Origin of the sequence: Halomonas organivorans (assembly GCF_014192055.1) — a bacterium.
Classification (GTDB): domain Bacteria; phylum Pseudomonadota; class Gammaproteobacteria; order Pseudomonadales; family Halomonadaceae; genus Halomonas; species Halomonas organivorans.
The window spans coordinates 67236-81714 of record NZ_JACHXM010000004.1; the positions used below are offsets into that span (position 1 = coordinate 67236).

Sequence of the window (14479 nt, forward strand, 5' to 3'; positions counted from 1 at the left end):
GCCGATAGCCTGATAATCGGCATAAGGGAATACCGTCATGAGCATCTTCTCCACGGGCCTCAGCGGCCTCAACGCCGCCCAGAACGCCCTGGCCACCACCAGCAACAACATCAGCAACATCTTCACGCCGGGCTACAACCGCGAAGTGACCATGCTCGGCGAGAGCAGCACCGGCAATGGCGGTGTCCAGGTCAACGATATCCAGCGCCAGTTCAATCGCTATATCGCCGACCAGCTCAACTCGGCGACCAGCAAGACCAGCGCCCTGGAGACCTACGCTGGCCAGGTGGAGCAGATCGACAGCCTGCTGGCCGATCGCGATGCCGGCCTGTCGCCGCTGATGCAGGACTTCTTCTCCTCCATGGAAGACCTGGCCAGCGCCCCGGCCGATCCGGCGGCCCGCCAGGGGGTGCTGGGGTCGGCAGACACGCTGAGCGCCCAGTTCCGTTCCTTCGACGGCTATCTGCAGGACATGCAGGAAGGGATCAACGGCCAGATCAGGGATGAAGTCACCCAGATCAACAACACCACCGAGCAGTTGGCCGGCATCAACCGCGAGATCGCCCTGGCTCGGGCCAAGCAGGGCGAGGCGCCCAATGCCTTGCTTAACCAGCGCGACCAGTTGGTTCACGAGCTCAGCGAGCGCATGGACCTGCGGCTCAACGTGCAGGATGGCTCGTCCTACAACGTCAGCCTGCCCAACGGCCAGCCGCTGGTGCTGGGTGATCGCAGCGTCGACCTGAAGGTCATGGAATCGCCCGAGGATCCCCAGCGAATGGTGGTCGGTTACCCGGATTCCGGCGGCAACGTCATTGCCCTGGACGAAGATACCATCAGCGGCGGTTCGCTCGGCGGCCTGATGGGGTTCCGTGCCGAAACCCTGGACAAGGCCCAGAACCAGATCGGCCAGATGGCCGTGTCGCTGGCCGTGGCGATCAACCAGCAGCATGCCAACGGCATCGACCTGGACGGCGAACAGGGTGGCGATCTCTTCTCCATCGGAGAGCCCCGGGCCTTCGGCGTGGAGGGCAATGGCGGCAGTGCCCAGGTGGATGCCATCGCCTTCGATGCCGATAACATCGATCAGTTGAAGGCCACCGACTACACGGTGCGCGTCACCGATGCCGCGGCACCCTCCTTCGAGGTGATTCGCCAGGACACCGGGCAGGCGCTGGATGTCGCCGACGTCGAATATGACAGCGGAGAGCTCAGCTTCGGCGGCGTCACCCTGACGTTTGACGATGCCACCCAGCTGGCCGGCAACGACCGCTTCGTGGTCCAGCCGGTACGCCATGCGGCGGCCGACCTGAGGACGGCCATCGCCGACACCGACAAGATTGCCGCGGCGGGAGCCGGCGGAGAGGCCGGCAACAACGAGAATGCCCTGGCCCTGCAGGATCTGCAGCAGGAGAGCGTTGTCGGTGGCTCGGCGTCGCTCAGCGAGGCCTATGCCTCGATGGTCAGCGACGTCGGCAACCGGACCAATATCGTCCAGGTCAACCTCGACGCGCAGCAGGGGCTCAGCGAACAGCTACGGGCCGCCCAGCAGTCCGAATCCGGCGTCAACCTGGACGAGGAGGCGGCCAACCTGATCCGCTACCAGCAGTTCTACCAGGCCAATGCCAAGGTCATCGACGTCGGGCGCACGGTCATCGATACCGTGCTTGGCCTGGGCACTTGATAGAGGGAGCCTCGAGAGATGCGCATCAGCACCGTCACCATGTATGAGCAGAGCGTCGGCTCGCTCAACCAGCAGCAGTCGGATTTTCTCAAGGTTAGCCAGCAGCTCTCCAGCGGGCGTCGCGTGGTCAATCCTTCCGATGATCCCCAGGCGGCTTCTCGCGCCGTGGGCGTGGATCAGGCCAAGGCCATTACCCAGCAGTACACCGACTCTCGAGTCAGCGCCCGCAATTCGCTGTCCCAGTCCGAGAGCGTGCTCAACAGCGTCAGCGACGCCATCAGCAGTGCCAAGACGCTGCTGATCCAGGCCTCCAGCGATACCCTGAGCGATGCCGACCGGCAGTCGGTCGCCTCCGAGCTGCGCGGCGTCTACGAGACACTGTTCGGCCAGGCCAATGCTGCGGATGGCAACGGTAACTACCTGTTTGGAGGCTACTCCGACGACAGCGAGCCTTTCGTCAAGGGCTCTGACGGCCAAATCGGATACGTGGGTGCCAGCCAGGTTCGCGAGCAGCGCATCGACGCCTCGCGGCTGATGAAAGTCAGCGACAGCGGCGAGGCGATCTTCCAGAGCGTGCCCAGCGGCGCCGGCTACGTGGCCACCGCCGATGCGGCCAACGGCGGCAGCGTTACCTTCAAGGGACCCCAGATCGTCGACGACCAGGCCGTCACCACCGACGAGGCCTACACGCTCAGCTTCGATGGCGATGCCGCCTCAGGCTATACCTATGAGGTTGAGGACAGTGACGGCAACCCCGTCGCCTCGGGTAACTATGTCCCCGAGAATGGCGAGACGACGCGGGTCGAGTTCGGGGGGCTGGTCATGGAGCTCGACGGGGAGCCGTCGGCCGGCGACAGCATCGCGATCAATCCCGCCGACCAGGGCAACACCGATCTGTTCTCGACGCTCGAGAGCGCGCTTGGCGTGCTGGAATCTCCCGCCGGGACGCCGGCCGAAAAGGCGGCCCTTCGCAACACCTTGGATACCTCCATGCGCGAGCTGGACAATAGCCTGGACAATGTCCTGACCGTGCGGGCCTCCATGGGCGCGCGACTCAACGAGCTGGACGTGGTGGACGGGGTGAGCAGCAACCGCACCCTCAACTACGAGCAGACCCTGTCCGACCTGGTCGACCTGGACTATGCCGAGGCGATCTCCGAATACAGCCTCCGCCAGGTGGGCATGCAGGCCTCCCAGCAGACCTTTGCCAACATGAAGGGCATGTCGCTTTTCCAGTACCTCTGATATCCCGAGCCCTGCCGGTCATGGTCTATCCCGGCCATGACCCCTTGTCCCGCCCTGTCGCATCCCGTCAGGGCGGTTTTTTTGTGTCGATGATCCTGGCGACGGGCGACGGGCGACGGGCGACGGGCGACGGGCGACGGGCGACGGGCGACGGGCCGATCAGTGGGTCAGCGGAGCCAGTGTGTCGATAAAGCCCCTCAGGAAGGCCAGCCCCTGGCCGAACAGCCGCTCGAGGAAGCGGTCCAGGTCGGTCATCAGCACCATCAGCAATGCCACGCCCATGGTCAACTGTGCGGGGAAGCCGATGCTGAAGATGGTCAACTGAGGCGCCGAGCGATTGAGGATGCCCAGCGACAGGTTGATGATCATCAGCGCGGCCACCAGCGGCAGCGCCAGCAGCATGCCCGACGAGAAGATGGTGCCGCCGTAGCGGGCCAGCATCTCGAAGGCGGCGGGGTCGTAGCGTCCCAGGCCAATGGGCAGGGTCTGGAAGCTCGAGGCGAGGATCTCGATCACCACCAGATGGCCGTTGAAGGCCAGGAACATCAGCAGCGTGATCATGTAGAGGATTCTCGACAGCACCATCATGTTGGTGCCGCTCGAGGGATCGAAGAAGGTGGCGAAGGCCAGCCCCATCTTCAGGCCGATGAACTCCCCGGCGGCCTGGACCACGACCAGGGTCACGCGCATCACCAGCCCGATGGCGGCGCCGATCAGCAGCTGCTCGACGATGATGCCGAATCCCGCCCAGGACATCAGCGGAACCTCCGGCATGGCCGGCAGCACCGGCGCCACCACCACCGTAAGCGCGCCGGCCAAGCCGATCTTGGCCTGGCGTGGCACGCTGGAGTGTCCCCAGATCGGCGAGGTCATCATCAGCCCGGTGATGCGACAGAAAGGCCACAGGAAGGCGATCAGCCAGCCATGCAGCTGGGCGAAGGTGATCTCGACCATCGGCGGCTACATCACCAGGTTGGGAATATTGCTGAACAGCTCGCGGGTGAAGGTGGTGATCAGGTTCAGCAGCCAGGGGCCGGCAAGCACCAGTACGGCGAACACCGCCAGGATCTTGGGGATGAACGACAGGGTCATCTCGTTGATCTGGGTGGCGGCCTGGAACAGGCTGACCAGCAGGCCGGTGAACAGCGCGGTCAGCAGCAGCGGGCCGGCCAGCAGCAGTGTCACCCGCATGCCCTGGTAGGCGATGGTCATTACCGTCTCGGGGGTCATGGCAGTCTCCGGGCGCTCACATGTAGAAGCTTTCCGCCAGCGAGCCGATGATCAGCTGCCAGCCGTCGACCAGTACGAACAGCATCAGCTTGAAGGGCAGCGAGATGGTGATCGGCGGTACCATCATCATCCCCAGGCCCATCAGGGTGCTGGCCACCACCAGGTCGATGATCAGGAAGGGAATGAAGATGGTGAAGCCGATCTGGAAGGCGGTCTTCAGCTCGCTGGTCACGAAGGAAGGCACCAGCACCCTGAGCGGCACGTCCTCGGGCCCCTGGAGCGGGCCGATATCGGCCAGGCGTGCGAACAGCGCCAGGTCGGGCTCTCGGGTCTGGGCCAGCATGAATTCCCGGAACGGGCCCTGGGCCTGGGTCAGGAACTCGGGGAAGGCGATGTCGCCGTTGGACAGCGGTACCCAGGCCTGGTCGTACACCTCGCCGAACACCGGCGCCATGATGAAGAAGGTCAGGAACAGCGCCAGGCCCAGCAGGATCTGATTGGGCGGCGTGGCCTGGGTGCCCATGGCGGTGCGCAGCAGGCTGAGCACGATGATGATGCGGGTGAAGCTGGTCATCATCAGCAGCGCCGCCGGCAGGAAGGCCAGCGAGCTGAGCAGCAGCAAAGTCTGCAGCGACAGCGACCAGCGCTGGCCGCCGTCCTCCATGGGCTGGCTGATCAGGCCGGGGATCTGCTGGGCCAGCGCCAGGCCGGGCAACAGCAGCAGCGCGAGGACCAGCCAGCGGGCGTGACGGGGGGAGAGCGTCATGAACGCCCCCGGCCGTTGCGACCCAGGCCGGCGTTATGGCGCAGCGCCTGGGCGAAGCGGGTGGCGAAGCCGTCGTCCGGGGATACCGGCGATTCGGCATCGGGCGCCGATGACTCGGGGGCGGGCATCTCATGCAGTTTGTTGACCTGGCCGCCGCCGACGCCCAGCACCAGCCAGGTCGACTCCACCTCGACGATCACCACTCGCTCGCGGTGGCCAATGCCGGTGCTGCCGATCAGCCGCGGGCGATGTCCCTGGCCACGGCTGGCACCGCCGAGGCGCCTGAGCAGCAGGCTGCAGCCCAGGATCACCACCAGCACCAGGGCCAGTGCCGCGGCCGTCTTGCCCAGGGTGGCCATGCCCATCAGGGCTTCACCGCCGGAGGCCAGGCCGTCGACGGTGGCGCTTGCGCTGGAGGCGGTCTCGCTCATCGGTTCAGCTTCTGGACCCGCTCGGAGGGCGTGATGATCTCGGTGATGCGGATACCGTACTTGTCATCCACCACCACTACCTCGCCCTGGGCGATCAGATAGCCGTTGATCAGGATGTCCATGGGTTCGCCGGCCAGGCCCTCGAGCTCGATCACCGAGCCCTGTGCCAGCTCCAGCAGCTGCTTGATGGTCAGCTTGGTGCGGCCCAGCTCCACGGTCAGCTTGACCGGGATGTCCATGATCATCTCGAGATCGCGCGGCACCGGGCTGCCCTGGCTGTCCTGAAGCGGCCGGAAGACGCTCTCGCCGGCCGGCTGCGCCGGCGTGTCGTCAGCCTGTTCGCCCGCTGCCTCGTCGCCCTCGGTCGATTCGGAGGCGGCCTGTTCGGCCATGGCCGCCGCCCAGGGGTCCTCGTCCTCGTTGGGGGTCGCATCGCCCTCCTGTTCGGACATGGCGGCCGCCCACTCGTCGTCGAGTTTCCGATCGTCGGGCTTGTTGGGATCAGTCATGCTTGGCTTCCTTGGGTTTCGGCTGGGCCGCCCTGACGAAGGCACTGGACGGCGCATGGCCTGCGGCATGGTCGAACAGGCGCAGCACCCTCAGGGCCCGCTGCTCGTGCTGGCTGCCGTATTCGCACTCCATCACCGGCACGCCGTCCACGCTGGCATTCACCGTCGCGGGCAGCTCCAGCGGCAGCACATCGCCCGTCTTGAGGGCCAGCACCTGGGCGATGCGGGAGGGAATGTCGGCGAAATTGGCCACCAGCTCGACCTCGGACTGCCGTAGCTCGCCGGCCATGCGCTTCGACCAGGTACCGTCCTGATCCTGATGACCGTCGTTGAGCGGATTGGTCAGCAGGTCGCGCAGCGGCTCGATCATCGAGTAGGGCATGCAGATCTGGAAGCTGCTGGCCAGGTTGCCCACCTCGAGGTTGAAGCTGGTGTTGACCACGATCTCGTTGGGCGAGTTGGTGATGTTGGCGAACTTCGACTGCATCTCGCTGCGCAGGAAGTTGATCTCCAGCGGATAGACCGACTTCCAGGATTCGCCGTAGGCGTCGATGGCCAGCTGCAGCAGGCGCTGGATGATGCGCTGCTCGGTGTTGGTGAACTCGCGGCCCTCGGACTTGGTCAGGAAACGACCGTCGCCGCCGAACAGGTTGTCCACCACCATGAACACCAGGCTGGGGGGAAAGACGATCAGCGCCGAGCCCTTGAGCGGCTTCATGGCGATCATGTTGATGTTGGTGGGCACCGGCACGTTGCGCGAGAAATCGCTGTAGCTCTGGTACTTCACCGAGTCCACGGTGATGTCGGCGCTGCGCCGGATCAGGTTGAACAACCCCATTCGGAAATAGCGGGCGAAGCGCTCGTTGATCATGTCCAGGGCATGCAGGCGCTCGCGAATGATCCGGTGCTGGGAGGCCGGATCGAAGGGACGCACCTGGGGCTGGCCGTCATTGCCGGCGCTGGGCTCGTCATCCCCGCTGACACCCTTGAGCAGGGCGTCGATCTCGTCCTGGGAGAGCAGATCGTCTTGGGACATGGGTGTCGCGACCCCGGGGTTATTGCACGATGAATTCGGTGAACAGCACGTCCTCGATGGCCAGCTCCGGCTGCGTCTCGCTCATCGGGGCTTCGAGGGTGGCCTTCACCTGTTCGGCGAGGCGCTGCTTGTCTTCGGGCGTGGCCAGATCCGCGGCCTGCTGGCCGGACAACAGCATCAGCAGGCGGCTGCGCACCTCCGGCATGTGCGCCGTCAACAGCGCCTGGCTCTGCTCGTCGGGCACCTTGAGCGAGATGCCCGCGTACAGCAGGCGTGACCCGTAGTCGTCATCGGCCAGATTGACGGTGAAAGGCGCGATTTCCACGAAGATCGGCTCCTGGTACGCAGGCGCCGAGGGCTGCTGGGCAGCGACCTGCCCGTCGTCCTGCTGGTTGAAGGCCATGAACAGGGCCGCGGCCGCCGCCGAGGAGGCGAGCACGACCAGCACCACCAGCAGCCATAGCAGTTTCCGAGAGCCCGTACTGGATGTTGCCGTCGCCATTGCCTTTCCTATGCTGAGCTATCTGCCGATAGCGGTGGATTATGCCGTCCGAGAGGCCGTCACGATGATTCGAACAGGCCCGATGAACGGGCCTAACTCCGGATTTTGCGGGTCGAGTGCAGCCTGTCGGACTTAACGCTGATCTGCTGCGACACCCGGGCTTTTGGCCAATGTCATTCGATCGGACGCGTTAAATAGCGGGCTATTCGCCTGGCCCGATCGATCAAATCCGGCCACTGCTAAGCGTAGAGATCGACCCGGCCGTCGAGCGGGATGTCCCGGCCTCTGGCCGACTCGCTGACCTGGGGCGCCAACGCAGTCTCGTCGTCCTCGCCGCTGCTCGAGCCGCCGGTGCCGGCGAATGACTGGCCGTCGGCGTCGCCCTGCCGCTGCTCGCCTACCGAGGTCTCGCCAAGGGCGATGCCTTGTTCGGCCAGGGCTTCACGCAGCTGGGGAAGCGCCTGCTCGAGGGTCTGGCGAACCTGGGCATGGGCCGAGAGGAAGTGCGCCTGGGCGCCCTGGTCGCCGATCTTGAGCGTGACCGACAGCGGCCCCAGCTCGGCAGGGTGCAGCTTCATCTCGATGTGCTGTTCGCCGCCGCCGCGACCGAAGCGAATCAGCTGCTGGCCCAGCTGTCGGGGCCAGGCCGGGCTGTCGACCGGGGCGCTCAGTGTTGCCTGCTGCGGCGTGGCGGGGGCGCTGGCATTGCCGGGGGGCGTCATCGAGGCTGCCTGGTGACTGCTGCCCAGCGGGCCGGCCATGGGGGGCGGATGACCCTGGCCGCTGCCACCCTGGGGCTCGCGGCGTGCCGCGAGGGCCTCCAGCAGGGCTTGCGGTGAGGCCTGCGGCGAGGTCGTGGACGTCGCTGTCGCGTTGCCTTGGCCGCCGCTGGCCTGTTGGGTGGCCTCGGCACTGGCCAGCGCGGCCGCCGTGATGGCGGGCGCGTCGGCGCGTGCCTGGGCCGCCTGGAGCAGCGGATTGCTGGTCCCGGTGGCGGGGGCATTGGCCGCCGCCTGCCCGCCCTGCTGGGCGGTGGCGAGATCCCGGAGCGAGAGTGAGGAGGGCGCGAGCGCTGCGGCCGAGGCCGGCAGGGTCGTCGCCGTTGGCGCGCCACGGTTCCCGGACAGCGGCTGACCCGCGCCCTGGATCAGCGCCAGGCGCTGCATGACCCCCTGCAGCTCGGCCGCCATCTCGGGGGACGCGGTCTCGTCGCCGCTGTCCATGGCCGGGTGGGCCTGCGACAGCGACACGCCGGACGCCCCGGATAGCAGGTCCTGGAGCCCCTCCGGCAGCGTGTTCTCCCCGGCGGCGGAGGACAGCAGTGCCTGGAGTCGCTGCGCTAGCGCTTCGCTGTCGTCGGCCCGTGACAGCAGGGCCTGCAGCTCGTCGGGGATGGCCTGGCCACTGTCTTCCAGGGCCGTGACGGCACGCCGCAGGGCCTCGAGCGACGCCTGTGGGGCAGCCTCGGTCGGCGTGCCCTGGACCGCCTCGGCACCGGCCGCCGGCGACAGCGAGGCCAGCGCCTTGGCGAAGTCGGCGCCGGTGAGGACGCCGGCGGCTCCCTCTTTCGCGCCCTTCGATGCCGAGGCCTGGGAAGACGTCGCGGCGAGTATCTGCTGAATATCCATGAGCCTTTTCCTCGCTGTCCTAGTAGCCGCTCGGCACGGTGTTCCGGCGCAGCCAGCGCTGGGTCACCAGCTCGTCGGTGTCGCGCTGTTCGCGACGCTGTTCGGCTCGCCGCTGGGCGTCGGCCCGGCGCTCGGCGAGCGTGTCGTAGGAGCTCAGGCGGCGCTGCTCCTGCTGCCAGTGGCGCTGGCTGTGGGCCACGCGGCGGTGCTGCTCCTCCAGGGCCTGGCGGGCGCGCACCAGGGCGTCGTCCAGCGAGGCCAGGAAGCGCTGGTAGTTGTGCATGCTGGCCGGATCGATGCCTTCGCGCAGCGCTACCTGTAGCTGGGCGGCGTATTCCGCCCGGTAGCGCTGCAGGGACTCCAGCTGGGCGACGATCTGGTCGACGCTGCGGCGATCGCCGGCGAGTCTCTGGCCGGCCAGGTCGCGGGCCTCGCGGGCCAGCTCGGTGAGGTTGTCCAGTGCGGTGCGGCTCATGACTTGCCTCCAAGGGCGCCGACGAGTGCCTGGCGCGAGGCATCGAGGTCGGCGCACTCTCCGATGCCTTGTTGCAGGAAGCCTTCCAGGGCCGGGTAACGATTCACCGCCTCGTCGAGGTGAGGATCGTGGCCCGGGTGGTAGGCGCCCACGCTGATCAGGTCGCGGTTGCGCTGATAGCGCGAGAACAGGCTCTTGAAGCGGCGAGCCTGATCGAGTTGGGGGGCATCGACGATGGCGGTCATCGCGCGGCTGATCGAGGCCTCGATGTCGATGGCCGGATAGTGGCCGGCCTCGGCCAGGGTGCGCGACAGCACCACGTGCCCGTCGAGAATGGCGCGTGCCGAGTCGGCGATCGGGTCCTGCTGATCGTCGCCCTCGGTGAGCACAGTGTAGAAGGCGGTGATCGAGCCGCCGCCGCGCTCGGCGTTGCCGGCGCGTTCCACCAGGCCCGGCAGCTTGGCGAACACCGAGGGCGGATAGCCCTTGGTGGCCGGCGGCTCGCCGATGGCCAGGGCGATCTCGCGCTGGGCCATGGCGTAGCGGGTCAGCGAGTCCATGATCAGCAGCACGTTCTTGCCCTGATCGCGGAAGCCCTCGGCCAGCCGGGTGGCGTAGGCGGCGCCCTGCAGGCGCTGCAGCGGCGAGGTGTCGGCCGGCGCCGCCACCACCACGGCGCGGCGCCGGCCCTCGGCGCCGAGGATGTTGTCGATGAAGTCCTGGACCTCGCGGCCACGCTCGCCGATCAGTCCCACCACGATGACGTCGGCCCGGGTATAGCGCGCCATCATGCCGAGCAGCACTGACTTGCCGACGCCCGAGCCGGCGAACAGCCCCATGCGCTGGCCGCGGCCGACGCTGAGCAGGGCGTTGATGGCGCGAATGCCGACATCGATCTGGGTGTCGATGGGCGCCCGGGACAGCGGATTGAGCGGCGGCGTGGCCAGCGGCGCCCGGGGCGCCTCGTCCAGCGGGCCCTGGTCGTCCAGCGGAGTGCCGTTGCCATCGACCACGCGCCCCAGCAGGCGCTCGCCGAGCGGAAAGCGACGGGCGGCATCGCCGGCACCGTCGCCCAGCGGCAAGACCCGGGCGCCGGGGCGCAGGCCGCTGATCTCGGCCAGCGGCATCAGGAACAGCCGTTCGCCGTCGAAGCCGACCACTTCGGCCTCGGCGAAGCGCTGCCCCGGTCGACCCTGGTCATCGGGCAGTTCGATGCGGCAAGCGTTGCCGAGCGCCACCTGCAGGCCCACCACCTCGATCACCAGGCCGGTAGCGCGCACTACCCGGCCGCTGGCACGGCTGACCGGCAGCGGCTCGATACGGCGGCGCACGCCCTGCAGGGCACGCTGCCAGCCGGCCTGGTGACGATTGGTGAGCATGCCGTCGGTCATCTCAGTCCTCGTCGGTGGAAGACGTTGGCGGCTGGCGCCGCCGCACCTGATCCTGGATCGCCTGCCAGCGGGTCTCCCAGGTCGCGTCCAGCTCGCCTCGGGCGCTGGTCACTCGGCAGCCACCGCGGGTCAGCTGGTCGTCGGGCTGCAGCTGCCAGCCGGCGGCCTCCAGCTCCTCGCCGAGGTGCTTGGTGACCAGGCGATGATCGAGGGGATGCAGCCACAGGCGCTGCTGGCCGATCAGCGGAGGCTCGCTGTGCAGCAGGGCGCGAATCAGCTCCAGCACCTGGCGCGGGCGCGCCTTGAGGGCTTCGCCGGCGAGCTGGCGACCGGTGGCCAGGGCCAGTTCGACCAGGTCTTCGGCCACGGCCTCGTCGAGGCTTTCCAGCGCCTCGTCGAAGTGCCGGGCCAGTGGCACCAGCGGCGCCAGGGTCTCCTCGGTACGCTGCTCGAGCTCCTCCCGAGCCTGGCGGCGGCCCTCCTCGAGCCCCTGGGCCAGCCCCTCGGCGTGGCCATCCTCGCGGCCTTCGCGCAGGCCCTGCTCATAGGCCTCGCGATGGGCCTGCTGGCGCAGCGCCTCGAGGGCTTGCTGCTGACGGCGTGCCTCCTGCTGGCGAGCCTGCTTGGCGGCTTCCTCGGGCGCGGGCGGTGCGTCGGGCTCGTCGCGCCGCTCGGGCGTGCGCAGCTCGCCCATGCGCCAGCGACGCCAGGGCTTGTCGGCACCGGTGTGGTGCTTGGCATCGGGATCAGACATGGCGCCGGGATCAGACATAGGTGTCGTCTCCGCCGCTCAGCACCACCTCGCCGGCGTCGGCCAGGCGGCGCACCACCTGCAGGATCGCCTTCTGCTCGGCCTCCACCTGGGAGACGCGGATCGGCCCGCGGGCGTCCATGTCCTCGCGCAGCAGGTCGGCGGCGCGCTGGGACATGTTGCGCAGGAACTTGTCCATGAGCGCCTCGTGGGAGCCCTTGAGGGCCACCACCAGCGAGTTGGTGTCGATCTCCTTGAGCACCAGCTGGATGCTGCGGTCGTCGAGGTCGATCATGTTCTCGAACAGGAACATCTCGTCGATGATCTTCTGGGCCAGGTCCTCGCTGTGCGAGCGCACCGTCTCGATGGCGGCCTCTTCCTGGTGGCTGTTCATCAGGTTGAGGATCTCGGCCGCGGTGCGCGCGCCGCCCATCTTGCTGCGCTTGAGATTCTGACCGTCGAGCATGCTGGTCAGCACCTCGGTGAGCTCCTGCAGCGCCGCCGGCTGCACGCCGCTGAAGGTGGCGATACGCAGCACCACGTCGTTGCGCAGCTTGTCGTCGAACATCTCCAGCACGTCGGCGGCCTGGTGGCGCTCGAGGTGGATCAGGATGGTGGCGATGATCTGCGGATGCTCGTCGCGGATCAGCTCGGCCACCATCGAGGCTTCCATCAGGTTGAGGGCGTCGATGCCCGAGCTGGTGCCCGAGGTCTCCATGACGTCCTCGATCAGGCTCGAGGCACGCTCGCTGCCCAACGCCTTGGTCAGCACCGAGCGGATGTGCTCGCTGGAGTTGAGGTTCAGCGCGATGAACTCTTCGGTCTCGGTGTTGAAGTCCTGCAGCACCTGGCGCATCTCCTCGTGGGAGACCTGGGTCATCGTGGCCATCTCGATGCTCAGCTGCTGCACCTCCTTGGCCGACATGTGCTTGAAGACCTCGGCGGCGCTGTCCTCGTCCAGCGCCAGCAGCAGGATGGCACTGCGCCGCAGGCCGGTCATCGCTTTACTCGTCATGTTTGCTCATCCAGCCGCGGACGATCATGGCCACCATGCGTGGATCCTCCTGGGCCATTTCCCGCAGGTCGTTGAGGTTCTGTTCGTAGGCGGTCGCCCGGCGCTTGCGACGCCGCGGAGAGCCTTCGCCGTCCTCCGCTTCGCCGTCGCCCCCGGCCTCTCCGTCGACGTCGTCACGTTCGTCGTCGTCATCGCCGACTCGGGCCTGGAAGCCCGGGGCCGGTGGCGCGGCGGCCGGCAGCGGCCGTTCGGTGTAGCGACGGATGAAGGGCCGCAGGATCAGCAGGTAGAGCAGCAGCAAGGCGATGCCCACCAGCAGGTAGCGGCCCAGGGTGAAGGCGAGCTGCTGAACGTCCGGACGCTGCCACCAGTCCGGCTCGTTGGCCGTCGCGTCGTCCTTGGCGAAGGGGCTGTTGACCACCGCCACCTGGTCGCCGCGGGCCTCGGAGAAGCCCATGGCCTGGCGTACCAGGCGCTCGATCTGGGCCATCTCCTCGTCATCGAGCGGCGTGGGCGCGAGCTCGCCGGTCGCTTCGTCGAGGGCCTCGCGGTAGTTGACCACCACGGCCGCCGAGAGGCGTTCCACGCGCCCGCGGCGGTGCTGGACGTGCGATACCTGGCGGTCGACCTCGTAGTTGATCACGTCGTCGCGGCTCATCCGCCGGTCGGCATTGGTCGCGGCGCCGTCGCCCGCGGTGTCCTGCGTCTGGGTGTTCTGGCCCTGCGCATCCTGTCCCTGGGCCGCGTCGCCGGTGCCTGCGTCGATCGGGGAGGGCGCCGTGCCGGGCGGGGTATTGCTCAGCGCGCCGGGGATGCCGCTGGCCAGGTCGCCGGCGCCGTTGAGGTCGAGGCTGGTCTGACGGCTGCGCACCGCCGCCTCGTTGGGCGGCTGGTTGGGGCCGTAGCTCTCCGAGGTTTCCTCGCGCTGGGAGAAGTCGAGTTCGGCGGTGACCTGGGCCTCGATGTTCCGGCGGCCGAGAATCGGCGCCAGGATGGTCTCGATGCGCCGCCGGTAGGCGCGCTCCACCTCGGCGACGTAGTCCAGCTGGGTGCCGTCGAGGCCCATGCCGCCGCCGTCGGGGGTGGAGAGCAAGCGTCCGCCCTGGTCGACCACGGTGACCGCCTCGGCGGGCAGGTCGGGCACGCTGCTCGAGACCATGTGCACGATGGCGTTGACCTGCCCTTCGCCGAGGGTGCGGCCGGGGTGCAGGGTCAGCACCACCGAGGCCTTGGCCGGCTCGCGACGGCGCACGAACACCGAGTCCTTGGCCAGCGCCAGGTGGACGCGAGCCCCGGCGACCGGCCCCAGCGATTCCATGGAGCGGGCCAGCTCGCCCTCGAGGCCGCGCTGGTAGTTGACCTGTTCGGCGAACTGGCTGATCCCGAAGGCCTGGTTCTCCATCAGCTCCAGGCCGACGTTGCCGCCCTCGGGCAGGCCCTGTGCCGCCAGCTGCAGGCGCAGGGTGTGGACCTGTTCGGCGGGCACCAGCAGGGCCTGCCCGCCCTGGCTGAAGCGGTAGGGCACGTTGCGGCTGTCCAGCTCGCCGATGATGCTCCCGCCGTCGGCCTCGCTGAGGTTGCTGTAGAGCACTCGGTAGTCGGGGCTGCGCGCCCACAGCAGCAGCGCGACCGCCACGGCGATCACGGCGGCGCCGACGATCAGCAGGGCGATCAGGGGGCTGCCGCGCAGTTGCTGGGTCAGCTGCGACAAGGAGAACGACTGGGCCCTTGGGTTGCCGGTGGCGGAGGCGCCACTGCTCATGCGAGCCTCCCGGCGGCTGCTACGCCGGGGGCCGCGGAACTAGAAGAAGGCATCGAC

General features: G+C 67.9%; 15 protein-coding genes. 2 read left to right on the top strand and 13 right to left on the bottom strand.

The genetic code is table 11. The annotated features are described in order from the left end of the window. The first annotated feature begins 37 nt into the window (after nt 1–37). Both flgK and flgL read left to right on the top strand, forming a co-directional pair. Nucleotides 38–1681 (top strand): flagellar hook-associated protein FlgK, encoded by a 1644-nt coding sequence (gene flgK / locus FHR96_RS06025; RefSeq protein WP_183386758.1) that lies wholly within the window; start codon nt 38–40, stop codon nt 1679–1681. Nucleotides 1682–1699: 18 nt separating this feature from the next. After that, a complete protein-coding gene (flgL, locus tag FHR96_RS06030) occupies nt 1700–2926 on the top strand; it encodes a flagellar hook-associated protein FlgL (protein WP_183386759.1) in 1227 nt (408 codons plus the stop codon). Nucleotides 2927–3085: 159 nt separating this feature from the next. Here the strand turns inward: flgL and fliR are convergent, their stop codons facing one another. From fliR to fliF, 13 genes are all read right to left on the bottom strand, one after another. After that, entirely contained in the window at nt 3086–3880 is a 795-nt protein-coding gene (fliR, locus tag FHR96_RS06035; protein WP_183386760.1) for a flagellar biosynthetic protein FliR, read from the bottom strand. A 6-nt stretch (nt 3881–3886) separates the two neighbouring features. After that, nucleotides 3887–4156 (bottom strand): flagellar biosynthesis protein FliQ, encoded by a 270-nt coding sequence (fliQ, locus tag FHR96_RS06040; RefSeq protein ID WP_183386761.1) that lies wholly within the window; start codon nt 4154–4156, stop codon nt 3887–3889. 16 nt (nt 4157–4172) lie between these two features. Further along, the gene (gene fliP, locus FHR96_RS06045) at nt 4173–4922 is read right to left on the bottom strand and encodes a flagellar type III secretion system pore protein FliP (RefSeq protein WP_183386762.1); all 750 of its coding nucleotides are present in this window, start codon (nt 4920–4922) and stop codon (nt 4173–4175) included. After that, nucleotides 4919–5353 (bottom strand): flagellar biosynthetic protein FliO, encoded by a 435-nt coding sequence (gene fliO, locus FHR96_RS06050; RefSeq protein WP_183386763.1) that lies wholly within the window; start codon nt 5351–5353, stop codon nt 4919–4921. Before fliO ends, fliP begins: the two co-directional genes overlap by 4 nt. Then, nucleotides 5350–5862, bottom strand: coding sequence for a flagellar motor switch protein FliN (fliN, locus tag FHR96_RS06055; RefSeq protein WP_183386764.1), 513 nt, complete (start codon nt 5860–5862; stop codon nt 5350–5352). Before fliN ends, fliO begins: the two co-directional genes overlap by 4 nt. After that, the gene (gene fliM, locus FHR96_RS06060) at nt 5855–6898 is read right to left on the bottom strand and encodes a flagellar motor switch protein FliM (RefSeq protein WP_183386765.1); all 1044 of its coding nucleotides are present in this window, start codon (nt 6896–6898) and stop codon (nt 5855–5857) included. The genes fliN and fliM overlap by 8 nt, the downstream gene beginning before the upstream one ends. Nucleotides 6899–6917: 19 nt before the next feature. Continuing rightward, nucleotides 6918–7400, bottom strand: a complete 483-nt coding sequence (fliL, locus tag FHR96_RS06065; protein WP_183386766.1) for a flagellar basal body-associated protein FliL — start codon at nt 7398–7400, stop codon at nt 6918–6920. Between the two features lie 239 nt (nt 7401–7639). Then, entirely contained in the window at nt 7640–9028 is a 1389-nt protein-coding gene (locus FHR96_RS06070; RefSeq protein WP_183386767.1) for a flagellar hook-length control protein FliK, read from the bottom strand. Nucleotides 9029–9047: 19 nt separating this feature from the next. After that, nucleotides 9048–9503, bottom strand: a complete 456-nt coding sequence (gene fliJ / locus FHR96_RS06075) for a flagellar export protein FliJ (RefSeq protein WP_183386768.1) — start codon at nt 9501–9503, stop codon at nt 9048–9050. Further along, nucleotides 9500–10894 (bottom strand): flagellar protein export ATPase FliI, encoded by a 1395-nt coding sequence (fliI, locus tag FHR96_RS06080; protein WP_221195722.1) that lies wholly within the window; start codon nt 10892–10894, stop codon nt 9500–9502. The genes fliJ and fliI overlap by 4 nt, the downstream gene beginning before the upstream one ends. Before the next feature lies 1 nt (nt 10895). Further along, complete coding sequence (fliH, locus tag FHR96_RS06085; RefSeq protein ID WP_246392816.1) at nt 10896–11666, bottom strand: flagellar assembly protein FliH; 771 nt, start codon at nt 11664–11666, stop codon at nt 10896–10898. Further along, complete coding sequence (gene fliG / locus FHR96_RS06090; RefSeq protein ID WP_183386769.1) at nt 11659–12660, bottom strand: flagellar motor switch protein FliG; 1002 nt, start codon at nt 12658–12660, stop codon at nt 11659–11661. Before fliG ends, fliH begins: the two co-directional genes overlap by 8 nt. Further along, entirely contained in the window at nt 12650–14422 is a 1773-nt protein-coding gene (fliF, locus tag FHR96_RS06095) for a flagellar basal-body MS-ring/collar protein FliF (protein WP_183386770.1), read from the bottom strand. Before fliF ends, fliG begins: the two co-directional genes overlap by 11 nt. Nucleotides 14423–14479 lie beyond the last annotated feature (57 nt).

Coding starts and splice junctions, on each gene's coding strand:
- flgK (WP_183386758.1), top strand. CDS start 38: ATGAGCATCTTCTCCACGGGCCTCAGCGGCCTCAACGCCGCCCAGAAC.
- flgL (WP_183386759.1), top strand. CDS start 1,700: ATGCGCATCAGCACCGTCACCATGTATGAGCAGAGCGTCGGCTCGCTC.
- fliR (WP_183386760.1), bottom strand. CDS start 3,880: ATGGTCGAGATCACCTTCGCCCAGCTGCATGGCTGGCTGATCGCCTTC.
- fliQ (WP_183386761.1), bottom strand. CDS start 4,156: ATGACCCCCGAGACGGTAATGACCATCGCCTACCAGGGCATGCGGGTG.
- fliP (WP_183386762.1), bottom strand. CDS start 4,922: ATGACGCTCTCCCCCCGTCACGCCCGCTGGCTGGTCCTCGCGCTGCTG.
- fliO (WP_183386763.1), bottom strand. CDS start 5,353: ATGAGCGAGACCGCCTCCAGCGCAAGCGCCACCGTCGACGGCCTGGCC.
- fliN (WP_183386764.1), bottom strand. CDS start 5,862: ATGACTGATCCCAACAAGCCCGACGATCGGAAACTCGACGACGAGTGG.
- fliM (WP_183386765.1), bottom strand. CDS start 6,898: ATGTCCCAAGACGATCTGCTCTCCCAGGACGAGATCGACGCCCTGCTC.
- fliL (WP_183386766.1), bottom strand. CDS start 7,400: ATGGCGACGGCAACATCCAGTACGGGCTCTCGGAAACTGCTATGGCTG.
- FHR96_RS06070 (WP_183386767.1), bottom strand. CDS start 9,028: ATGGATATTCAGCAGATACTCGCCGCGACGTCTTCCCAGGCCTCGGCA.
- fliJ (WP_183386768.1), bottom strand. CDS start 9,503: ATGAGCCGCACCGCACTGGACAACCTCACCGAGCTGGCCCGCGAGGCC.
- fliI (WP_221195722.1), bottom strand. CDS start 10,894: ATGACCGACGGCATGCTCACCAATCGTCACCAGGCCGGCTGGCAGCGT.
- fliH (WP_246392816.1), bottom strand. CDS start 11,666: ATGTCTGATCCCGGCGCCATGTCTGATCCCGATGCCAAGCACCACACC.
- fliG (WP_183386769.1), bottom strand. CDS start 12,660: ATGACGAGTAAAGCGATGACCGGCCTGCGGCGCAGTGCCATCCTGCTG.
- fliF (WP_183386770.1), bottom strand. CDS start 14,422: ATGAGCAGTGGCGCCTCCGCCACCGGCAACCCAAGGGCCCAGTCGTTC.